General features: G+C 51.9%; 16 protein-coding genes and 1 other annotated feature. Of the genes, 8 read left to right on the plus strand and 8 right to left on the minus strand.

The window, feature by feature from the left end:
• Positions 1 to 105: 105 nt before the first annotated feature.
• From trpCF to aroF, 5 genes are all read right to left on the minus strand, one after another.
• A complete protein-coding gene (gene trpCF, locus N8M53_RS05215) occupies positions 106 to 1,494 on the minus strand; it encodes a bifunctional indole-3-glycerol-phosphate synthase TrpC/phosphoribosylanthranilate isomerase TrpF (RefSeq protein WP_269579731.1) in 1,389 nt (462 codons plus the stop codon).
• Positions 1,491 to 2,495 (minus strand): anthranilate phosphoribosyltransferase, encoded by a 1,005-nt coding sequence (gene trpD, locus N8M53_RS05220; RefSeq protein ID WP_077480177.1) that lies wholly within the window; start codon positions 2,493 to 2,495, stop codon positions 1,491 to 1,493. The genes trpCF and trpD overlap by 4 nt, the downstream gene beginning before the upstream one ends.
• 77 nt (positions 2,496 to 2,572) lie before the next feature.
• Complete coding sequence (locus N8M53_RS05225) at positions 2,573 to 3,187, minus strand: aminodeoxychorismate/anthranilate synthase component II (protein WP_269579732.1); 615 nt, start codon at positions 3,185 to 3,187, stop codon at positions 2,573 to 2,575.
• Positions 3,184 to 4,788 carry an anthranilate synthase component 1 gene (locus N8M53_RS05230; protein WP_269579733.1) on the minus strand — a complete coding sequence of 535 codons (1,605 nt, stop codon included), beginning with the start codon at positions 4,786 to 4,788 and terminating at the stop codon, positions 3,184 to 3,186. The genes N8M53_RS05225 and N8M53_RS05230 overlap by 4 nt, the downstream gene beginning before the upstream one ends.
• On the minus strand, positions 4,785 to 5,798 hold the full coding sequence (gene aroF, locus N8M53_RS05235) for a 3-deoxy-7-phosphoheptulonate synthase (protein ID WP_069590121.1): 1,014 nt from the start codon (positions 5,796 to 5,798) through the stop codon (positions 4,785 to 4,787). The genes N8M53_RS05230 and aroF overlap by 4 nt, the downstream gene beginning before the upstream one ends.
• 97 nt (positions 5,799 to 5,895) lie before the next feature.
• Positions 5,896 to 5,990, minus strand: a sequence feature (Trp leader region).
• A 416-nt stretch (positions 5,991 to 6,406) separates the two neighbouring features.
• Here aroF and rnm point away from each other — a divergent pair.
• The 5 genes from rnm (at position 6,407) to N8M53_RS05260 (ending at position 12,642) form a co-directional block, all read left to right on the plus strand.
• Positions 6,407 to 7,309: an RNase RNM gene (gene rnm, locus N8M53_RS05240; protein WP_269579734.1), complete on the plus strand. Its 903-nt coding sequence runs from the start codon at positions 6,407 to 6,409 to the stop codon at positions 7,307 to 7,309.
• A gap of 106 nt (positions 7,310 to 7,415) precedes the next feature.
• Positions 7,416 to 8,036, plus strand: a complete 621-nt coding sequence (locus tag N8M53_RS05245) for an L-threonylcarbamoyladenylate synthase (protein ID WP_269579735.1) — start codon at positions 7,416 to 7,418, stop codon at positions 8,034 to 8,036.
• Between the two features lie 308 nt (positions 8,037 to 8,344).
• Positions 8,345 to 9,322, plus strand: a complete 978-nt coding sequence (gene rluB / locus N8M53_RS05250) for a 23S rRNA pseudouridine(2605) synthase RluB (RefSeq protein ID WP_269579736.1) — start codon at positions 8,345 to 8,347, stop codon at positions 9,320 to 9,322.
• Between the two features lie 204 nt (positions 9,323 to 9,526).
• Positions 9,527 to 10,426: an AraC family transcriptional regulator gene (locus N8M53_RS05255; protein ID WP_269579737.1), complete on the plus strand. Its 900-nt coding sequence runs from the start codon at positions 9,527 to 9,529 to the stop codon at positions 10,424 to 10,426.
• Between the two features lie 77 nt (positions 10,427 to 10,503).
• Positions 10,504 to 12,642: a TonB-dependent siderophore receptor gene (locus tag N8M53_RS05260; RefSeq protein WP_269579738.1), complete on the plus strand. Its 2,139-nt coding sequence runs from the start codon at positions 10,504 to 10,506 to the stop codon at positions 12,640 to 12,642.
• 45 nt (positions 12,643 to 12,687) lie between these two features.
• On the opposite strand, the gene N8M53_RS05265 is transcribed toward N8M53_RS05260, so the two are convergent.
• Complete coding sequence (locus tag N8M53_RS05265; protein WP_269579739.1) at positions 12,688 to 13,431, minus strand: YciK family oxidoreductase; 744 nt, start codon at positions 13,429 to 13,431, stop codon at positions 12,688 to 12,690.
• A gap of 125 nt (positions 13,432 to 13,556) precedes the next feature.
• On the opposite strand from N8M53_RS05265, the gene sohB reads away from it, so the two are divergent.
• From sohB to N8M53_RS05280, 3 genes are all read left to right on the plus strand, one after another.
• Positions 13,557 to 14,609: a protease SohB gene (sohB, locus tag N8M53_RS05270; RefSeq protein WP_269579740.1), complete on the plus strand. Its 1,053-nt coding sequence runs from the start codon at positions 13,557 to 13,559 to the stop codon at positions 14,607 to 14,609.
• Positions 14,610 to 14,995: 386 nt separating this feature from the next.
• Entirely contained in the window at positions 14,996 to 17,626 is a 2,631-nt protein-coding gene (gene topA, locus N8M53_RS05275) for a type I DNA topoisomerase (protein ID WP_269579741.1), read from the plus strand.
• 142 nt (positions 17,627 to 17,768) lie between these two features.
• The gene (locus N8M53_RS05280) at positions 17,769 to 18,692 is read left to right on the plus strand and encodes a TIGR01212 family radical SAM protein (protein WP_269579742.1); all 924 of its coding nucleotides are present in this window, start codon (positions 17,769 to 17,771) and stop codon (positions 18,690 to 18,692) included.
• Here the strand turns inward: N8M53_RS05280 and N8M53_RS05285 are convergent.
• Entirely contained in the window at positions 18,679 to 21,807 is a 3,129-nt protein-coding gene (locus N8M53_RS05285) for an efflux RND transporter permease subunit (protein WP_269579743.1), read from the minus strand. The two genes, N8M53_RS05280 and N8M53_RS05285, sit on opposite strands and share 14 nt — an antisense overlap.
• Positions 21,800 to 22,945, minus strand: a complete 1,146-nt coding sequence (locus N8M53_RS05290; RefSeq protein WP_269579744.1) for an efflux RND transporter periplasmic adaptor subunit — start codon at positions 22,943 to 22,945, stop codon at positions 21,800 to 21,802. The genes N8M53_RS05285 and N8M53_RS05290 overlap by 8 nt, the downstream gene beginning before the upstream one ends.
• Positions 22,946 to 23,450 lie beyond the last annotated feature (505 nt).

The following is a 23,450-nucleotide window of genomic DNA, read 5'->3' on the forward strand; positions in this document are numbered from 1 at the left end:
CTTTAACTGGGGCCGAGATACGTTGCCTGTCTTGGCGACATCTATCCTCTCAGCTAAATTATCTTGGGAAATCAACCATCTCGGGAAATCAACTATCTCGAAAAATCAATAGCGGCGAAGGGCGCGGAACGCCGCGTTTAACTTGTTGGCATCTTTAACCCCGGGCGCATGCTCGACACCGGAGTTAAAATCCAGCCCAAGGCACCCTTGTTCGGCCGCTTTGGCCGCATTCTCGGGGGTGAGCCCGCCGGCAATCATGACTTTGTCTTTGGCGGTTTTAGGGATCAGGTGCCAATCAAAGGTTTTACCCGTGCCGCCAGATTGTTGGCCGACTCGGCTGTCGATAAGGTGGCGGTCCGCATTCACGCCGTCTAAAGCCGGTGCGACATCAGAGACACCGTGCGCTTTCCAAATTTCACAGTGCTCAGGGAGCTTCTCACGCAATGCTTGTAGATACGCTGCGTCTTCATCCCCATGCAGTTGCACCGCGTGAAGGCCGAGCTGTTGTGCGTACTCAGCCACGGTGTCTAGCGCATGATTTTGGAACACGCCCACATAGCGAAGTGGCGCACCTTGCTGGACGCGCTCGGCCACGGCGGGTGTGACAGCACGCGGCGAGTGCTCAACAAAAATGAGTCCACCGTAGACTGCGCCAGCGCTATAGGCGGCGAGGGCATCGTCGGCGGTGGTGAGCCCGCAGACTTTATTCTCTCCTAAGATCACTTTACGTAGCGCGAGGGTAAGATCGGGCTCTGCCATTAATGCACTGCCAATCAAAAAGCCATCCGCATGGTCGGCAAGATCGCGCACATGACGATGACTATGAATGCCACTTTCGGAAATCACGATCGCTTTTTCGCCCACTTGTGGTGCTAAGCGTTTGGTGCGATCGCGATCGATGCTTAAATCGCGCAAATTCCGGTTGTTAATCCCAATCACCACCGCCCCTAAGGCATTGGCACGCGCGAGCTCGTCTTCGGTGCTCACTTCGGTAAGCACGCCCAGCTTTAGCGACTCGGCTAAATCGGCCAGCTCGCGGTATTCGGCGTCGTCGAGTACCGACAGCATCAATAAGATCGCATCGGCTTGATAATGACGTGCGAGGTAAACCTGATACGGGTCGATAATAAAATCTTTACAAAGCACAGGCGCATCGACTTGTGCGCGCACGATCGGTAAGAAGTCAAAACTGCCCTGAAAGTGGTCCTCGTCCGTCAAAACCGAAATAGCCGCGGCAAAGGGTTGGTAAGCACGGGCGATACTGGCTGGATCGAAGTCTTCTCGGATCAGGCCTTTTGAAGGTGAGGCTTTTTTGCACTCCAAGATAAACTGTGACCCCGGCGCGGCCAGTGCAGCACGAAAATCGCGATCACTGAGCGTCAGTTGGTCGATAAAGCTATCCAGCGGCTGAGCACTTTTGCGCGCGGCTACCCAGCGTTTTTTGTCATCGACAATGCGGCCTAAAATGGTGTCGTTGAGGGCTGAGGTGGTCATACTGCGCTCCTTTGTGCTAACGCTTGCATGATGGTGTAAGGCTTGCCCGACGCCATCACGTCCAAGGCCTGTTGTGTGTTTGCTTTCAAGTCTTCTTGTCCGAATAAGCGTAGCAATAGTGCCACATTGACAGCCACTGCCGCTTGCTGGGCGTCTGTGCCTTTACCTTGCAAAATCGCGCTGATCATCGCGCGGTTTTGCTCCGGTGTGCCTCCAGCAATGCTGTCCAGCGGGTATTCGGATACACCAAAGTCGCTGGGGGTTAAGGTGTAATGCTCAATTTGGGTCGGGGTGATTTCTGCCACCGTTGTGGGGCCGTGGATAGCCACTTCATCCAGACCGTCACCATGAACCACGGCTGCGCGCGTCATGTTGAGGTTTTGCATGGTTTGTGCAATCGGCGCAACTAGGGCTTGGTCGTACACGCCCATCAGCTCAATGCTAGGTTTCGCTGGGTTAATTAGCGGCCCAAGTAGATTAAAGATGGTGCGTGTTTTCATTGCTTGGCGCACGGGCATCGCGTGTCGTACGCCGGTGTGGTATTGCGGCGCGAATAAAAAGCAAACGCCCAGATTATCCAAGGCCTCGCGGGCGTGGTCGGCAGGCATCGCCAAATCAATTCCAAAGGCGGCGAGTAAATCCGATGAGCCCGATTTGCTCGACACCCCGCGGTTACCGTGTTTGGCCACTTTCACGCCACAGGCGGCGGCGACAAAGGCGGCCGTGGTTGAAATATTAATGGTGTTCGCGCCATCGCCTCCCGTGCCAACGATATCGGCAAACGGATAACTGGGGCGGGGGAAAGGTTCGGCGTTGTCAGTCAGTGCTTTTGCCGCGCCCGCGATTTCTTCAGGCGTTTCCCCTTTAATCTTTAATGCGGTTAATGCGGCCGCTAATCGTGCTGGCTCGAGTTCGCCCTGAATGATCGCACTAAACAGCTGCTCGCTTTGCGCTTGGCTGAGTGACTGTTGTTGGTAGAGCGTCTCTAGTAGTTGATCCATCACTGTACTTAACCTCGGTATTTGTCTGTTCGAGCTCCGTGCTTATCTGGCACGTGTTGTTGTAATCGCTAATGTTGTTAGCGCTGATAATAGCCACTGGCCCAATCGATGGTGTGGGTGAGCAGGGCAGCACCTTGTGCGGTCAAAATAGATTCTGGGTGGAATTGATAACCGACCACGTAGTCGGTATTGCTCACCACGGCCATTACTTTCTGATCGTCGCCATCCAAGGTCGTGGCGATGACATCCAAGCTTGCAGGTACCTCAGTGGCCACCAGCGAGTGGTAACGGGCCACGGTGAGTGGGGATGCCAATGGGCCAAATACCGCATGTTGCTGGTGGTACATGGCTGAGGCTTTGCCGTGCATGATGGTGCCAGCACCCGCTACTTTGCCGCCGTAGGCTTCGACGATCGCTTGCTGACCCAGGCAAATCCCCAGCATCGGCACTTGGCCGCGCAGCCTTTCAATCAACGCGGGCATACAGCCGGCATCGGAAGGCGCACCTGGGCCAGGGGAGAGCACTAGTAGCGGCTGGGGCAGGGAGCGGATATGACGAACAATCGCCTCGGCCTCTAAATGATTGCGAAACACCGTGACCGGGTAACCCAGTGCGCGAAATTGATCCACCAAGTTGTAGGTAAAGGAGTCCATGTTATCGAGCAGCACGATGTCCATTGACGGGGTACTCATGATTGGCCTCCTTGGTGGGCGGTTTGAATCGCATGGATCACCGCTTGAGCTTTGCCGCGGGTTTCGTCCGCTTCGGCTTGTGGGTCAGAATCAAACACCACGCCCGCGCCGGCTTGCACGGTGGCAAGGCCGTTTTCAACGTAGGCAGAGCGGATCACAATGCAGGTATCCATCTCGCCTGATCCAGTAAAATAGCCCACGGCGCCGCCATAACTGCCACGACGGCACTGTTCGGTGTCACGGATGAGCTGCATCGCGCGAAGCTTGGGCGCACCGGTGAGCGTACCCATATTCATACAGGCTTGGTATGCATGCAGCGCGTCTAGATCGGGTTTCAGCTGACCCACTACCCGAGAAACTAAATGCATGACGTGGCTGTAGCGGTCGACTTTGAGCAAGTCGGCGACATGGCGGCTGCCGGGTGTGCTAATTCTCGCCACATCGTTGCGGGCCAAATCGACCAGCATCATGTGCTCGGCGTTTTCTTTTTCATCATTGCGCAGTTCAAGCTCGATGCGGCTATCCAAGTCGTAATCAATGTCGCCTTGGGCAGTTTTCCCGCGTCGGCGCGTACCCGCGATGGGATAAATCTCAACCTGATTGGTTGCTTGAGTATATTTAAGGGCGCTTTCTGGCGAGGCGCCAAACAAGCTAAATTGGCTATCGCGCAGATAAAACATATAGGGGCTAGGGTTGCCACGCTTCAACGCCCGATAAGCATTGAGCGGCGAGGGACACGCGAGGGTAAAGCGGCGCGATGGCACCACTTGAAACACATCACCGGCAATCACGTGCTTTTTCAGCGCGTCGACTTGCTGACAAAAGTCTGAATCAGAGACAGAAACCGCGACGCTGTGATCGGTGACCACGGGCGCTTCTGGAAGCGGCGCAGGCGATAAGCAGGCTTCTTTGATGCTTTGCAAACGACGCGATAAATCTACATAGTGGGCGCGGGCGTTATCACCGCCAAATAAGGTGCCTTGTAAGCGCGCTTGGCGGTGCTGGTGGTCAATCACCAGCAAGCTTTCTGCAACATAAAAAAGGTAGTCGGGGCAGTGCTCGGTGCCCTCCACCGCTGGCAGCGTTTCAGTGCTGGCCACCAAATCATAGGCAAAAAGGCCACCGACAAAGAGCGCATCGTCAGGTTGGTTATTCAACGCAACACTTTGTTTGATAACACGCAGGGCATCAAACACCGACGCTTGGCGCAGACGGGCGTCTTCATCCAACAGCGCACCATTGTCGTTGGGATGGCGGAACGTCAACGTCAGGGCGGGGAAGTCTCCATCGTCGGCCTGCGCTACCTCACAGGCGAGGGCTTGCAGCGCTGCGCTCTGGGCGATGCTCTCCAGCAAATGACTGCCATTATGAGTGAGCGCTTGTAAGGTGACGCGCTGCCCGCGGCATTCAATGCGCACGGCCGCATCGATCAGCATCAGGCTTTTAAGGTTGCGTTTGGAGTCAATCTCTGCCGACTCCAACAGCATGCTATAAGGCTTATCTTGGCACACGGCGGCATATAACTCAGTCGGGTCGGCCACATAAGGCACCGAGAGTTGGAGCGTATCAAGCTCGCCATGTTGGGGATCATGAGTGTTCACAGCTTTCTCCCTGCCGCTTGCACAAAGGGGGTGAGTTCTTGCATCAGCTGAGCGAACATATCGCCAGTTAAGGCTTGGTGACCGTCTGACAGTGCTTCGCTTGGGTTTAAGTGGCTCTCCACAATGATGCCATCCGCACCCACGGCCGCCGCAGCGCGTGATAGTGGCGTCACCAGCTCTCGCACACCCGTCCCATGGCTTGGGTCGACCAACACTGGCAAATGGCTGCGCTGCTTCATCAAGGCAACGGCATTCAAGTCCAAGGTGTTACGTGTGGCGGTTTCGTAAGTGCGAATGCCGCGTTCACATAAAATCACATTGGGGTTACCCGCATCGACAATATATTCCGCTGCTAGCAAACACTCTTCGATAGTGGCGGAAAGCCCACGTTTTAACAAGACAGGTTTGCCAGTTTCGCCTACCGCTTTGAGTAAGCCATAGTTTTGCATGTTACGTGCGCCAATTTGCAAGCAATCAATGTACTCGCACACGGCGTCGACTTGGCTAATTTCCATCACTTCTGACACGGTTGGCATGCCAGTCAGCTCACTGGCTTGTTTGAGTAGCTTTAGCCCCTCAACCCCCATGCCTTGGAAATCATAAGGGCTGGTGCGAGGTTTAAAGGCGCCGCCCCGTAATACACGTGCACCATGGGTTTTAACGCGCTCCGCCACGGATAGCAATTGAGACTCCGACTCCACCGAGCAGGGGCCTGCCATGACCACGAAGTGTTGACCGCCTACAGGTACATTGCCGATATGCACCACGCTGTCGTGCGGCTGCACATCACGGCTCACGCGTTTGTACTTGGTTAAAATTGGTTTGACTTCCTCAACCAGCGGGTTGGCCTCAAAATGACACTGTTGCAACACACGTTCATCACCCAGTGCGCCCAATACAATGCGTTCCACACCCGGCATATAAAGTGGTTTTAACCCGCATTGTTCGATTTGATTGAGGAGGACGTTGGCATCCTGCTCGGTGGCTTGGGGTTTAAGTACAATAATCATCAAATATCCTTATCAACTATGTTGCGGGTTACCGTGACTGAATGTTTAGTAGCTAAATGCGTAGTGGCACGATAACGCGTGATGGCAAAACTGAGAGACAAAAACGCCCGCATCAGTGGCGGGCGTTGTGAATAAGGTTGCTGTTTATACAGCGCGTCACACCGCCCGTAAGGAGCCGTGCCACCAAATAAGCGCAACAGAGGTCATGGATGTCGCCAACACACTCACGGCCTGTGCGGCAGTGGGTGCAGTGTGAATCGAATGTGATCTAGACGCGGCGTTGAAATACATGCTGCGAGACTCCGTCGTGACTGTTACCCTTAGCGCCATATTGCTCCCCGAGACGGAGAAGTGGTGCGCGTTAACTTGTGTACTAGTAAACTGATATTTTGCTTCTGTGTCAACGGGGAAATCGAAAAGAATGCAGAAAAAGTGCGGAATAAGCACACGATAATAAACAACAAAGATATTCACCGTGCCCGCCGAGCGTTGATTAACTTGGCGCATTCGCATCGACTTAGCCCGCATGGCGCGTACTCAGCCTCAGGCTGATAAGACACCAACTGACAGTGCTAAGGCGCGAGCGCATTAAGGAAACCCGATACACCATGATCATTGACTTACATAGCCATACCACTGCCTCCGACGGCCGTCTATCACCAAAAGATTTGGTGCAGCGCGCTGTCGAGCGTCGCGTGGGCGTGTTGGCGATTACCGACCACGACACCACCGCTGGGCTGGTGGAGGCGCAAGCAGAAATCGACCATCAAAACTTGCCCCTGACGCTGGTCAACGGCATCGAAATTTCGACCTTGTGGCATAATTTTGATATCCACATTGTGGGATTAAATGTCGACCCCCAGCATCCGGCATTAACCGCATTGATTGCCGAACAAGCTGAGCGACGCCAACAACGTGCTGAGCTGATTGCTGAGCGGTTAGAGCGCTCGCATTACACAGGGGCCCTTGCAGGTGCGCGTGAACTGGCTGGCGATGCACCGCTGACCCGCGCCCATTTTGCACGTTGGTTAGTCGAACAAGGTCACGCGAAAACCATGCAGGCCTGTTTCAAGCGCTTTTTAACCCGAGGAAATACCGGCTATGCACCGCCTAATTGGTGTTCGATTGCAGATGCGGTTGCGGCGATCCATGAGGCCGGTGGGCAGGCGGTGCTTGCTCACCCAGGCCGATACAAGCTCAAAGCGAAGTGGTTGAAACGATTACTGGCTGCATTTTCTGACGCCAATGGCGATGCTATCGAAGTTGCTCTTCCTCAGCAGTCGCAACAAGAGCGTCGTTTGCTGGCCGATTACGCGCGAGATTATGGATTGTTGGCCTCGCTGGGATCGGATTTTCATTATCCTTCTCCGTGGACAGAGCTGGGCCGCAATTTATGGCTACCCAAAGACAGTCAGCCGGTTTGGCATGATTGGACATGGTTAGACGCGGCTGAACAAAAATGGCAATCAGTAAATCAACTAGATAGCGACAAGCCAGACGCGTTACAATAAACAAATACGTTATATTGATAGCGATAAGGATTATCCGGCGCGCAGACCATTCACGCTGGATTTGCGGTGCGCATCCCGATGGGGGCAAGCTACAGCAGGAGGAACCATGAGTCAGTTTTTTTATGTCCACCCAGAGAACCCGCAAGCGCGGCTGATCAAACAAGCGGTGGAAATTGTCCGAAACGGTGGGGTGATCATTTATCCGACCGACTCGGGTTATGCGCTTGGCTGTCAGCTTGAGAACAAACAAGCGTTAGAGCGTATTTGTCGGATTCGTGATCTCGATAAAGATCATAACTTCACCTTACTGTGCCGTGATCTGTCTGAGTTATCACTGTACGCACGGGTTGATAACGTTGCATTTCGCTTGATCCGCAACAACACACCTGGCGCGTATACGTTTATTTTCAAAGCGACCAAAGAAGTGCCAAAACGGTTGATGAATCCAAAACGGAAAACCATTGGCATTCGTGTTCCTGATAACCAAATCGCCCTGGATTTGCTGGAAGCGCTGGGCGAGCCTTTGATGTCGACCTCACTGATTTTACCGGGTAACGACTTTACCGAATCCGATCCCGAAGCAATTCGCGATCATTTAGAGCACAGTGTGGATTTGATTATGCACGGTGGTGTATTGGGTGAGCACCCCACCACAGTGGTCGACTTCAGCGAAGGCTTGCCTGAAATTCGCCGTCATGGCAGCGGTGATCCCGCCCCGTTTGATTAATACCTGACCGCGGGTGAACCAACGCATAGCGTCGCGCGTAATTACCCATGCAATGTTCTTGTTCTGATGTTGCGTCAACCTGTGGTTGACCTTCCATTCCCGCCCAGCCGCCTTGCTGGGCGTTTTTTTGTCCAGGTGTTTTGCTATTGACTCAGCCACAACAGCTGATATGGCGTGAACGCGTGAAACTGTTTCTCTATCTCTACGCTTATTGGTATCATGCACGGCTGGCTAACTTATTATCGTTAGCTCTTATGCCAACCGAGACAGTGATGACGCCTGTGAAGGCGACAGTAAGGTAAGAAAACATGAGCGAAAAATTACAGAAGGTGCTAGCGCGTGCTGGCGTAGGTTCACGCCGCGAGATGGAAAGCTACATCCAAGCCGGTCGGGTGAGTGTCAATGGTGCTGTTGCCAAACTGGGTGACCGCCTTGACGATCCCAGTGCGTTGGTACGTGTTGATGGTCACGCGGTGCAGCTTAATGCGCCTTCTGAGTCTGTGTGTCGCGTTCTTGCATACAATAAACCAGAGGGTGAGTTGTGTACGCGAAGCGACCCAGAAGGGCGTCGTACGGTATTTGATCGCTTACCTAAATTGAAAGATGCGCGTTGGGTTGCGGTCGGTCGCCTGGATGCCAACACTTCAGGTTTAATGCTGTTCACTACCGACGGTGAATTAGCGAATCGCTTGATGCACCCAAGCCGCCAAGTGCAACGTGAGTACATGGTACGAGTATTTGGCGACGTGAACGAAGATATGGTGAAAAACCTCGTTCACGGTGTCGAGCTAGAGGATGGTGTGGCTCGCTTTGAAGATGTCGTTTATGCGGGCGGCGAAGGCATGAATCACACCTTCTATGTGGTAATTACCGAAGGGCGTAACCGTGAAGTGCGTCGTTTGTGGGAAACCCAAGGTGTGACGGTAAGCCGTTTGAAGCGTGTGCGTTACGGCGATATCTATCTTGAAAAAGATCTGCCGCGTGGCGGCTGGCGCGAAATGGATCTTAAAGAGGTCAATTATCTGCGCGAAATGGTAGAGATGAAGCCAGAATCGCAAACGGTGATCACGCCAGAAGATCAAAAGCGTAAAAAATCGCGCCAGAAGATCCGCCGTGCAGTACGTCGCTACGAGGAGCGTATCGACAGTAATGATAAGCCGAAGAAAACACGCCAGGCTCGTCGGGGTAACGCACCTGCAGCAGGGCCAAAAGGCGGAGGCCCTAAAAAGGGCAACCAGCGCTCTGGCGCGCCACGTGGTAAAGGCAAACCCAGAACGCGTAAGTAAACCTGCGTGATGTTCGCTTAAAGCCCGGCCATGTGCCGGGTTTTTGTTTTTGTGTGACGGCCTATGTTGTCGCGCTCTTTATTTATTATTGATAGAAGCCATCTCACTCTTCTAATTGGTTTGCTGAGCTTAAGCTTTTAGTGATAATGATTATTGTTTGTGTTATTTTAAGCTTATTTATAGATTTGTCGATAAACGGATGTGATGACAACGGCATTAGCACCAGAGCAAACCGCACGCTTTGATCGCATAGAGCGGGTTTTAGATTTTATTCACTCTAACCTTCACCAACCTTTGTCTGTCAGTGAGTTGGCCGCCCATAGCTGTTGGTCTCGCTGGCAGTTACAGCGCGTGTTCTCGGAGCAAACTGGCGTGAGTGTGGCGCACTATGTGCGTGAACTCAGGCTTAGTTATGCCGCTAAACAGTTGCTCACTCGCCCCGATAGAGTGATTGATATCGCGCTGTCGTTTGGGTTTACCTCAGAGGCAAATTTTTCCCGTGCATTTCGTCAGCAGTTTGGGGTGAGCCCTCGGACCTATCGTCGCCGAGGGGTGATGGATGGCATCCGAACGCCACTGCATATCACCACACTGGCAACCCCAAAACCCTCGTGGCTGTCAGTGCATATTCAAACGCGATCATCGATTACCCTGGTGGGGCAGACATCGCCGATATTAGGCTTGTTTGCACCTCAACCCAATTTTATGGACGTGGTGCCTAAGCTGTGGCGTGACGCGCACGAGGCTGGGTTTATTGACGCCAGCCAACCAAGTATTGGCGCGATTGATGTAGCCAGTGCTGATACGCTTCAAACGCCGTTACCGTATTTAGCGGGTCAACAAGGCGATACCTTACCGGCGACGTCCTTTACTCAATGGACGGTGCCAGAGTCGACCTATGCGGTGATTACGCATTTAGGGCCAGTGACTGAGCTACCTAATACTTTGCATACCTTTATTTATCATTGGTTGCCAGCCTCAGGCTATCGATGCACTGACGGGATTGAGCTTGAAGTTTATCCGTCGGGCTATCAACCACAGCGTGATAATGCAGAAATGACGTATTGGATCCCGCTCGAGTGTCGCCATCATGCACCAAAATGAACAGTATTCATCATGCATACCCTTAAAATGCGAATGATTCCGTTTTACGTATAATTTGCATTGAGAGGAAAATCATTATGGATATGGGTTGTGCACGCGTGCAGCAGGTTGCTCGGTGGCGACTGTCCCCGTTAGCGATGGCGGTCATGGGGAGCTTGATGCTGCCATCAGCTTATGCCGAGTCGCAACACACTAAGATGGAAACTATACAAGTCTTAGGCGACACCTACCGCAATACCGCCACTAAAACAGTACTGGCGCCAGAAGAAACGCCTCAAGCGGTCACTGTCATCGACCGAGAGGCCATCGAACAGCGCCAAGCCAGTTCATTGAGTGAAGTGGTGCGCTATACGCCGGGTGTAAATACTGAGCTGCGGGGTGGGGCCGTCACGCGACTCGATCTCTTTAATATCCGTGGTTTCATTAACTATCAAAACTTTTTTGATGGTCTCGCGGTCCCTTACAACACCTGGAATTTACAGCCACAAATCGATCCGATTGCGATTGAACAAGTGGAAGTCTTTAAAGGACCGACGTCGGTGTTATACGGGAATATTCCGCCGGGTGGGATGGTGAATATGATCGCCAAAACGCCGCAACAAGAGGCGGCGCACCGTGTGACGATGAGCACCGACTCTGATGCGCTGCGTGAAGTGTCTGTTGACAGTACCGGTGCCATTTCTGACACCCCATTGGCGTACCGGATGGTGGCGCTGGCACGACAAAAAGATGGCCAAGCGGGCGATTCAGAAGAAGAGCGCTATATCATCGCCCCTTCATTAGATTGGCGGGTGTCGCCAGATACCTTGGTCAACGTTAATCTTTATTACCAAGCGGATCCGGCGGCGGGCATTTATACCTCATTGCCGGCCAAAGGCTCGGTATTGCACAGTGACCAAGGCAGCCTTTCTAGCGACAGTTTTTCCGGGGACAACAACTGGAACACCTATGATCGTGAGTTTCTAATGCTGGGTTATAAAGTGCAGCACCAGCTCTCATCAAATTGGTCGTTGTTGCACTCGGCACGCTACACAGATGCCGATTTGCTGCAAAAAAACATGTATCACCAAAAAAGCGATGACGATCGCCACTATCCGCGAAACGCTTATCTAACCGATGAGACTATGGCAGCTTGGGTGGTCGATACACAGCTTTCTGGTGATTTGAGCTGGGGGGCGGCACAGCACTACACCTTATTCGGTATTGATTATCAAAATATGTCTTCCGACGTTGGCTACGACGATACGTTGGCGAATGTGGTGCCGGATATTGATATATTCGACCCCGATAATAACCAGTTTAACCCCGACTCACTCAGTTTTGCTTACCAAGAAGACCATGATATTGAAGTGACACAGACCGGCCTCTATGCCCAAGATCAGATCCTCTGGAACCAATGGGTGTTGCTCGCTGGGGCGCGTTACGACGAGTACGAGTTAAACGATGACAAGCAAACCTTGAGTGGCGGCGCCTCCAGTGCCTCAGAGAAAAACATTCGTCACTATAATCTGGCATTCCGTGCCGGTGCGATGTACCAGTTTGACAACGGTATTTCCCCTTATCTGAGTTACTCAGAAAGCTTTGAACCAACCGATATGGATAATCGGGGTAATGTGTTTGACCCTTCCACTGGTAAACAATGGGAAACCGGCCTCAAGTACCTGTCACTAGACGGTAGCACGGGCGTCAACGTGGCGTTGTTCGAGCTTAAAAAGCAAGACGCGCTGGTGAATGATCCCAACGACTCATATGCAAAAATTCAAACCGGTGAAATCCGCTCTCGTGGAATAGAGGTCGAATTTAATCATGCGCTTAGTTTAGAGACGGATGTGGCCTTAACTTATGGCTATATTGATATGGAGATCACGGATGACCCTAACCTAGAAGGGAAAACCCCGGTTTGGGTGCCAGAGCAAACGGCCAGTGCTTGGTTGAATCATCAAGTCAGTGCGGGGACACGCGTGAGTGTAGGCGCCCGCTATGTGGGTGAGTCACAGGGTAACGCAACCAATACCTTTACAGTGCCCGACTATACCGTGTTTGATACAGCGGTGAGTTACGATCTCTCGCAAGCATCATCGTCGCTATCGGGAGCAAAAGTGTCCCTATCTGCGACAAACTTGTTCGATAAAACCACTTACAGCTGTTTTGATGACTTGAACTGTTGGTATGGGGACGAACGCAACATCAAAGCCAAACTCAGCATCGATTTTTAAATCGGTTAGCTAAAACGAGCGCCCCCAGTCATGGGGGCGCTGTGCTTAACGCTTAGGTTGTGCATCGATACATTGGCCGTGCTCTTTAATACCCTCTGGCGCCATGAGGTACAGGTAGAGCGGCATAATATCCAATGGTGTTTTTAGTGTTTCTGGATCTTCCCCCGGGAAGGCGCTCGCGCGCATACTGGTGCGTGTACCGCCTGGGTTGATCGCGTTGACACGTACCTTGGTATCAGACATTTCATCCGCCAGCACTTGCATCATGCCTTCGGTCGCAAATTTAGAAATTGCATAGCTGCCCCAATAAGCACGCCCTTGGTGGCCGACGGTGGAGGTGGTAAACACCACGCGGGCATCATCAGACTTTTTCAACAATGGCAGCAGCGCTTGCGTCATCAGCATGGTGGCTTTGACATTCACTTGCATCACATCGTCATGAGACTTTTCATCAATTTGATCGAATGGGCTCAGCACTCCGAGAAGGCCAGCGTTGTGCAACACACCGTCCAAGCGTCCAAATTGCTGCTCAATCGTATCTGCCATATCCAAATAATGCTGACGCGTGGCACCCAGCATATCCAGTGGGATAATGGCTGGCTGTGGCGCGCCCATGGCATCAATTTCATCGTATACTGCTTCAAGTTTTTTCACGGTGCGGCCGAGAAGGATGACGGTGGCGCCTTTCTCTGCATAGCTAAGTGCGGCTTGGCGGCCAATGCCAGCTCCCGCACCGGTCACCAAAATCACACGCCCTTCAAGCGCGTTTGAGCTTACTTGGTAGTCCACGATATAAATCCTTATTTATTGTTAAACGTAGATTATTGTAAGGTTGCGGGTAAGGTGTGACAACCAAGTGCGTGATGTACGGTTAACGGCATTGCCAACATAGCGACAAAAAAGAGGATACAACATTGGATTTCATTGCGGATTATGGGCTTTTTCTGGCAAAAGTCGTCACTTTCTTATTAGCGGCATTTGTATTGGTCGCTTTAGTGCGCGCCGTGAGTGACAAAGGGGGTCAAAAGGGCAGCCTGAAGCTCACTGACTTAACTGAGCGGTTTAAAAATTATCGTCAATCGTTAGAGCAGCATTTGTACAATGAATCGTCGTTAAAAGCGCGAGAGAAAGACGAGAAAAAAGCCAAGAAGAAAGAAGAAAAGGCGCAAAAAGCCGCAGCCAAAAAGCAAAACGAGCCAACGGGTCAACGGGATCCACAATTGTTTGTGATCCACTTTAAAGGCAGCATCGATGCTCGCGAAGTGGAGGCGTTGCGAGAAGAAGTCACGGCGATTTTGTCGGTAGCAACCGATCAGGACGAAGTCTTGGTCAACGTCGAGAGTGGTGGCGGTATGGTGCATGGCTACGGCCTAGCAGCGTCTCAGTTGGCACGCTTCCGTCAAGCAGGCGTGCCCTTAACCGTGGCGGTCGATAAAGTGGCGGCAAGCGGCGGGTACATGATGGCATGCGTTGCGGATAAGTTGATTGCAGCGCCGTTTGCGATCATTGGCTCGATTGGAGTGATTGCCCAGCTACCCAACTTTAACAAGTTGCTTAAGAAAAACGATATTGAATTTGAGCAGCTGACCGCCGGTGAATTTAAGCGCACGCTAACCATGTTTGGTGAAAACACTGACAAAGCACGCGAGAAATTCAAAACGGAACTGGAAGAAACCCATGGCCTGTTCAAAGCGTTTATCAGCGAATATCGCCCGTCTCTCAATGTCGATAAGGTTGCCACCGGTGAGCACTGGTTTGGTAACCAAGCATTAGATTTAGGGCTGATTGATGAGGTCTGTACCAGCGATGAGTATTTGTTCCAGGCGGCGAATAACGAGCGAAAAGTGCTGTCGGTGTGTTACCAGCAGCGCAAAAACATTGCTGAGAAACTCGCGGGGGCATCGGCAGACGTCGCTGATCGTGTGCTGCTAAAATGGATCAGTCGTGGCCAGCGTCCGCTGGTTTAACTCATCCCCGTGTGCTGCCTGTTAGCGTTGGGCGATAGACAACGGAAGTAAAATAGCGGTAACAGGCGCACGATAATGAGCGAAATAGCCATAATAATGTGAGCCAAGCCAAAGATTACCGCATCCATTTAGCTATTTTGCGTGCGGCAATGGTAATGATTAGCGCGTTTTTTCCGGAAACCGGCATGAAGATCAACCGGGACATTACCATCACAATTGCTTAACAATTGTGGAAGGGACGAGCAATCAGCGTGTTTTGCTGCGAATTTAGTTGATATTCGGCTAGACTCGCTCAATATTGTAAACAGATAGCGGCACTCCAGCATGGAAGTGCAACGCAACGAATTTTCGACAGTTTTAGCGCAAAGGGCGTCAATTAGGTCATTATGGGCAAATCTCTCGTCATCGTGGAGTCCCCAGCAAAGGCGAAAACGATCAACAAATATCTCGGCAAAGACTTCGTGGTGAAGTCGAGTGTCGGGCATGTTCGTGACTTGCCAACTGGAGCGACGCAAGGCGGTAAAAAGGCCGCACCTGTGTCCACGAAAGGGCTCAGCGCCGAAGAAAAAGCGCGAATCAAAAAAGAAAAAGAACAGAAGGCGCTCATCAATAAGATGGGCGTTGATCCTTACAATGGCTGGCAAGCGAAATACCAAGTCCTGCCGGGTAAGGAGAAAGTGGTCGCCGAACTCAAGCAGCTAGCGGAAAAAGCGGATCACGTTTATCTCGCAACGGATTTGGACCGCGAAGGGGAGGCCATTGCTTGGCACTTGCGCGAACTCATCGGTGGTGACAACGATCGCTTTAAGCGCGTGGTCTTTAATGAGATCACCAAAAATGCGATTACGCAGGCGTTTGAAGCGCCAGGTGACGTCAATATCGACGGTGTTAATGCGCAGCAAGCCCGTCGTTTCCTCGACCGTGTGGTGGGCTTTATGGTCTCGCCGCTGCTGTGGAAAAAAGTGGCGCGAGGCCTATCGGCTGGTCGTGTGCAGTCGGTCGCGGTTAAGCTGCTTGTTGAGCGAGAGCATCAGATAAAAGCGTTTATTCCTGAAGAGTTTTGGGATGTGCACGCTGATACGCTCACGCCAAAAGAGCAAGCACTGCGTTTGCTGGTGGCGCAGCAAAACGGTAAGGCTTTTAAGCCGAAGAACAAAGATGAGGCAATGGCGGCGGTGTCGGCGCTTGAGCACGCCAGCTTTGTGGTGCGTGATCGCGAAGATCGCCCCTCAACCAGCAAGCCATCAGCGCCTTATATCACCTCAACTTTGCAGCAGGCGGCAAGTACGCGCCTGGGCTTTGGGGTGAAGAAAACCATGATGCTGGCCCAGCGTCTTTATGAAGCCGGCTATATCACCTATATGCGTACCGACTCGACCAACCTCAGTAAAGAGGCAGTCGAGGCAGCGCGTGGCCACATTGCCAGCGAATACGGTGAGAAATATTTGCCTGAGTCGGCGAATGTCTATGGGGCAAAAGCCAACGCGCAAGAAGCGCACGAAGCGATTCGTCCCTCTGACGTGGGTGTGAGCGCGAGTGATCTGCAAGGCATGGATCCGGACGCGCATCGTCTCTACGACTTGATCTGGCGCCAGTTTGTGGCCTGCCAAATGGTACCGGCAAAATACGACTCGACTACCTTGACGGTCGATGCGAGCGATTACACCTTGAAAGCGAAAGGGCGCACGTTGCGTTTTGACGGTTGGACTCGGGTACAGCGTCCTTCCGGGAAAAACGAAGATCAAACGTTGCCAGCGGTTGAGGTGGGTGAATCACTGACACTCGACAAGCTTGATCCGAAACAGCACTTTACTAAGCCACCCGCTCGTTATACCGAAGCGGCCTTGGTCAAAGAGTTGGAGAAAGCGGGGATTGGTCGTCCGTCTACCTATGCCTCTATCATTTCCACCATTCAAGACCGTGGCTATGTGCGGGTCGAAAACCGTCGCTTCTATGCGGAGAAAATGGGCGAGATTGTCACAGACCGTCTCAACCAAAGCTTTGCCGATTTGATGGACTATGACTTTACCGCTCGTATGGAAGCGTCGCTCGATAAAATCGCTGAAGGTCAAGCTGACTGGAAAGCCGTGCTTGACGATTTCTTTGCAGACTTTACTGCTGAGCTAGAGCAAGCCGAGCAGGATGAAGACGACGGTGGCATGAAGCCCAACAACATGGTGATGACAGATATCGACTGTCCAACCTGTGGGCGTAAAATGGGTATTCGCACCGCATCGACTGGGGTGTTTCTTGGGTGTTCGGGCTACGCATTACCGCCGAAAGAGCGATGCAAAACCACCATCAATTTGATGGACGAAGATGGCATCGTCAATGTGCTCGAAGAGGACGTTGAAACCGCTGATCTTCGGGCTATGAAGCGTTGTCCGATTTGTGAAACGGCAATGGACTCTTACCTCATTGATCAGCATCGCAAGCTGCATGTGTGTGGTAATAACCCGAGCTGTGAAGGCTACGTGGTCGAAAAAGGTGAATTTAAGCCGAAAGGCTATGACGGCCCAGTGGTGGAGTGCGACAAATGTGGTAGCGACATGGTGCTGAAAAATGGCCGGTTCGGTAAATACATGGGTTGCACCAATGACGAGTGTAAGAACACGCGTAAGATCCTCAAAAATGGTGACGTGGCGCCACCGAAAGAGGATCCGGTGCACTTCCCAGAACTGCCATGTGAAAACTCGGATGCTTACTTCGTGTTACGTGATGGTGCTTCAGGCCTGTTCATGGCCGCGAGCAATTTCCCGAAATCTCGCGAAACCCGTGCACCGCTGGTGGAAGAGCTTCATCGCTTCAAAGATCGCATTTCGGACAAGTTTAAATACCTTGCCGATGCCCCGCAGGAAGATCCCGATGGGCGTCCTACCGTGGTTCGTTTTGCACGTAAAACCAAAGAGAATTACGTGCGTAGCGAGGAAGACGGTAAACCAACAGGCTGGTCAGCCTTCTTTGTTGATGGTCAGTGGGAAGTCACTGATAAGCGCAAGAAGAAAGCCAAAGCCTAATCGGTATACCCGCCAACGATTAAACCCGCCACCAAGGCGGGTTTGTTATTTTAGGACAAGCTTGCCCTTGCTTGATCCGCACCAATATCCTTTCGACACTAGTTGTTAAAATCTCGCCTTTGTCTTTTATCGCTGAGGCGTCATGGAGCTGCACCAACTCGTCAATACACTTGGCCAAGATTTGAAACACCGTTATGGCGAACGTGTCCATAAACTCACCCTGCATGGTGGCTTTAGCTGCCCAAACCGTGATGGCACGCTCGGACGAGGGGGCTGTACTTTTTGCAATGTCGCGTCGTTTTCCGATGAAACCGCGCAGCACCAATCCGTTAGCGAACAATTGAGCCTGCGCGCCAAAGAGGTAGACCGAGCACGTCGTTATCTGGCGTATTTTCAAGCCTATACCAGTACTTATGATGAGGTAGAGCGGTTAAAGGCCTTGTACGAGCAAGCATTAGCGCGTGAAAACATGGTCGGGCTGTGTGTCGGTACAAGGCCGGATTGTGTGCCTGACCAGGTGTTAACGCTGCTGGCGGACTATCGTCAACAAGGGTTTGAAGTCTGGTTAGAGCTTGGTTTGCAAACGGGCCATGATAAAACGTTGAAACGCATCAACCGTGGCCATGATGTGGCGGTGTACGAGCGAATCACCCAACAAGCACGTGCGCTCGGCATCAAAGTGTGCACGCATTTGATTGTTGGCCTGCCTGGTGAGGGCATCACCGACCATCAAACCACGATTGACCGTGTCGTGAGCGCTGGCACCGATGGCATCAAACTGCACCCTTTGCATATTGTTGAGGGCAGTACCATGGCGAAAGCGTGGCGGGCGGGACGTCAAAGCGACATCACGTTAGACGCCTACGTTGACAGCGCCACGATGATGATCCAGCGAACACCGCCTGAGGTGGTGTATCATCGAGTGTCTGCGAGCGCACGTCCACCGACGTTACTGGCCCCTTCATGGTGCGAGAATCGCTGGTTAGCGATGACGGCCATTGCTAACCAACTGGACAAACACGGAGCACAAGGCGCTGCGCTCGGCACTGCTTTTATTGCGCGTTAGGCTCGGACTGTGATGAGGAAACGCCGGGGGTCAGTCGGCGCAGCCGTTGTCCAATATCTTGCAACATCAGATATAAACACGGTACCAAGAACAGCGTCAGCAAGGTGGCAAACATCACCGCAAAGCCAAGTGCGACCGCCATTGGGATAACAAACCGCGCTTGCAGGCTGGTTTCAAACATGATGGGTAACACGCCTGCAAAGGTGGTGATCGACGTCAGTGTGATCGCCCGAAAACGGGCACAGCCTGCGTCGATCACTGCTTTTTTTATCGCAATCCCCGCGCCACGGGCTCGATTAATATAATCCGTCATCACCAGCGCATCGTTGACTACCACGCCCGCTGCGGCAATCAAACCAAAGGTCGACATCATACTTAAATCAATATCAAACCAATAATGTCCCCAAATGGCACCCGTTAAGCTAAACGGGATCACCGACATGATAATCAGTGGTTGCGTATAGCTTTTTAAGGGCACGGCTAACAACGCGTAGACCACAATCATCCCAGCGACAAAGAACAGCTTTTGTTCATCTTGCTGTGCCTGCTGCTCTTCAATTGAGCCACTGAGTTCACTGGTAACATCCGGATAATCGGCCAATACCTCCGGGATCACCGATTGTTGAATCGTCCCAACCACTTGATTGGGTTCGACTAACTCTTCATCAATCGCCCCATAGACATAAACCGTTCTAAATCCTGCTTCGCGGCGCAGGCTACTCACCCCGGGTTGTTGTTTAAGTTCAACCACATCGCCCAACATAACTTGTTGACCAGTTGGGGTAGTGATCACCGCGTAACGTAGTGATGAAAACGCCTCCCGCGTTAATTTGGGGTAGCGCACCATGACTTTTATTTCTTCACCGTCACGGATTAGGCGTTGCGCTTCGCCTCCGTAGAAACTCCCTCCCACTTGCTGGGCAATGGTGGTGAGATCCAATCCCAGATCATGAGCCACGGGCGTGAGGGAAATGAGCACTTCCTGACTGCCTGAATCAATGGACGAAGACACATCGAAAAGGCCCGCTTGCTGGTTAAGGCGCGACATTAAAGCACGTCCGGCTGTGTTGAGTGTATCGATGTTGGGGCCAAAAAGGAGAAAGCCAAACTCGTCACCTTGCTCTCCGCCATTCACATCGTCTTGAATGGTGAGTTTTTTAACGCCCGGTATTTCTGGCATCGCCTCGCGCCAACGCCGAGATAGCTCGAAGGTGGTAAAGGGGCGCAACGTATCGTCTACCAAGGGGATCACCAGCTGTCCGGATGTTCGTCCTTCATTAAACACTAGGGTGTCTTGCACCATGGCTTGCCCTGTTGCTTCCTCTGTCTTTGCATCGACGCGATAAACCATGTCTTCAATGGCTTTAAGTGCAGCAATGGTTTGCTCACTGGACGCATTGTTGTTCATCTCCAGCCGAATATTGGGAAAATCATGTGGGACTTTGGGCGTGGGGACCATGCGTACATGGCTGGCGATCACCAACGAAATACTGGTGGCTAATAGGGCAACAAATAACGCGAAAACCGACCAGCGCCAATGTACCGCAAAAGTGACGGCCTGGCGGTATGGGCCATTCACAAACCGATGAAATTGCCGATTAAAGCGCTGACGGAAGCTATTTGATTTGGGGGTAGAAAAGTGGGTGTGCGCTAAGTGAGCGGGCAAAATAAGCTTCGACTCCACCAAGCTAAAGAGCAGGCACAAGATGACGATTGACGCGATGCCAAAGAAAAAGGCGCGTTCAGGGCCGCTCGACATAATAAAAGGTGCAAAGACGGCAATGGTGGTGAGTACGCCAAAAGTGGCAGGGGTGGCAACACGCTGCGCGCCTGCGACAACGTTATTGACGCCACCGCCTTTGTGCTCCACTTCGGTGTAAACACTTTCACCGATGACGATAGCGTCATCGACGACGATACCTAGCACCATAATAAACGCAAACAGTGAGACGATATTGATGCTAACCCCAATTACTGGCATTAGCATGACGGCACCAAGAAAACAGACCGGCAAGCCGATAAGCACCCAGAGTGCAAGTTTAAAGCGCAAAAACAATGTCAGCAGTAACGCTACTAATACCGCCCCTTGTAATAAGTTTTTTAGCATCATATCAAGGCGGGCATTGAGGTAGTGTGTCATGTCTACCACCGATTTGAGTGCGAGCCCGGCGGGTAATGAAGCGTTTTTTTCACTGATGTAATCTTTGACTGCATCAGCGACAGTGACCATGTTTTGGCTAGCGGTGGCGTTCACCGAGAGAAAAATCGCGTTTTGTCCTGAGTATTTAAAATAGCGTTCGCCTTCCGTAAACCCATCTTTAATGGTCGCGATATCTTGTAACAACAGCTGACTGCCATTAGGGCCAATTTTGATTGGGATCTGGCGAAACTCATCACCGCGGTAGCGTTGATTCTCGACACGAATCGCAATCATTCCGCTGTCGGTGCGGACTTCACCGGCAGAGAAGTTGGCGGAATAGCGGGCAATGGCGTCACTCACCTGGTTAAGCGTGAGGTTATACTTGCGCAGAATACGGGGTGCCACTTCGATGGCAATCTCGTAGGTCGGGGCACTGAGCTCCACCAAGGTGACGTCCTTGAGTTGGAGGAGTTCGTCTTCAATGTCCTGTGCCACGCGTTTAAGCTCAGTGAGTGGCTTGTTGCCTACCACTGCCATTTGAATGACGGTTTGGCGAAACTCCACTTGCGCGACATTAAGCGGCTCCATCGACGCGGGGAGATTAGAGAGGGCGTCGACCTCTTGCTTTACGCGGTCCAGGACGAGATTGAGATCTTCCCCAACATCCACTTCTATTTCTACTTGACCAAATCCGCGCCGCGCGGTTGAAACCACAGATTCAATGCCCGTCACATCTTTAATCGCCTCTTCGACTTTAACCAGAATACTTTCTTCGACCTCTTGTGGCGACGCCCCAGGATAGTCTGCTGTGATATGGATATAGTTGATTTCGATGTTAGGGAACATCTGGCGTTGAATGAAAAAATAACTGGCAACCCCCATGATGAGTACAAACACCATGATCAGATTTGCCGCAACCGGATTGTGGGCAAAATAGGCAATGAGCCCACGCGATGGCGTGTCAGCATTATTCATTTTTACCCTCCGGCGATACCTGCGATGCGACGCGAACCGTCATGCCAGGCTCGGGGAATTCAGGCAGCGTGGTGACGACTTGGTCATCATCGCTTAAGCCTTTGTCAGCGTAGATATACTGTCCTTCTGTTCTCACCACGCGAAGTGTACGCGGAGTGAGCTTGCCCGCTTGGTTGACTACCCAAACTTGGCGATTGTTCATTAAGGACTGCGGAAGCTTAAAGACGTTCTCCAATGTTGTCCCTTTGAACGTCGCCTCGATATAACTGCCAAAAGGTAGGGCGGGTTTAGCCGACTGGATGCCGTAAGGATCATCAAGGCGCACCACAACCCGCATCATTCGCGTACTTTGTTCCACGATGCCGAGATCGCGTACGAGTCGCGCTTGGCGTTGAATCGGCTCGCGGCCGCTACGGGTAAGCTGAACCTCGATCCCCGCTAATGGTCGGGGGAGAAAGAGTGTATCGAAGCCAGCAATAGGTAAATGCACTTCCGCAGCCTCGATGCTATTGAGTACGCCCACCGGGCTCCCTGCGTTGATGTACTGCCCAACCCCGACGTCTCGCGATACAACGAGCGCATCATAAGGGGCAGTCACTTGGCAGTTGTCTAAGTCGCGTTGTGCACGTTTTAACGCTGCTTGCGCTGATTTTACTCGGGCTTTTGCACTGAGTACTTGTGGCTTGCGTAAGTAGAGATCGGTGACTTGTGAGGGCGGAAGGCTTTTTGCCTGACGTTTTGCCACCGCTGCCTGGGCTTGTTCTTCTATCAAGGCCGCTTTTGCACTGGCAAGGTCGGCTTCGGCATTCAGTACCGCTGCTTGATAGTTATCAGGCTCGATCGAAAATAGCACATCGCCACTTTTAACAATGCCGCCAGCAACAAAATTTGGATGCCAAGCGACGACTTCACCAGACACTTGGGCAGAAAGCTGTGTGGTTTCTAAAGGGGTGATCTCACCGTGAGCCCGTAAAACCACTTGATGCTGGGTAGGATGAGCCACGCGCGTTTCAACAATCGGTGGTGGTGGGGGCGCATCATTTTCTTGGGGTGCTGGCTCCGTTGCCGCAATGGCGGTATAGCCAAGATAGCCAAGACCGAGAATAATCAGAGGTAAAAACCAACGTAGTCCTTTCATTGATGCTGGGATCCTTCTTCGCCATCGCGTGGTGGTATGTCGCACTATGGGGTGAGCTTAACGCTTCATTGACTAATCTATCACGCGAATCTGTTGATTGAATGACAGGTCAACCCAACTTTTGATGCGCATCAGTTTTTCTACAAGGGTCAGTACGGCTTGATATGCAACAGCGATCGTTGGACGACGGCGCATCAACGTCTAAGTACCGAGACGAGACTTTGCCACGGATGAATACCGATGACGTAAAGCCAGTAGTCATCGTAGTTATTTTTCATAATAAAATTACATACTGACTCGATATTATGCGTTTTTTTGCCGTTTTTGACGATAATGAAATCTGTTTGACGTAAAAAAAGACCTTCCTTTATCCGTTTCTTTCTCGTTAATTTCGTAAGAAAAATAAGATTGGCGATTTTTGTCGTTTTTGACGTGATTTTCTCCCCGATAACTACGATATTTATTTCATGATTTTTACATAAAAACACGTGTCGATGTCCGCTGT

The sequence above is a fragment of the Salinivibrio kushneri genome, assembly GCF_027286325.1.
Classification (GTDB): Bacteria; Pseudomonadota; Gammaproteobacteria; order Enterobacterales; family Vibrionaceae; genus Salinivibrio; species Salinivibrio kushneri_A.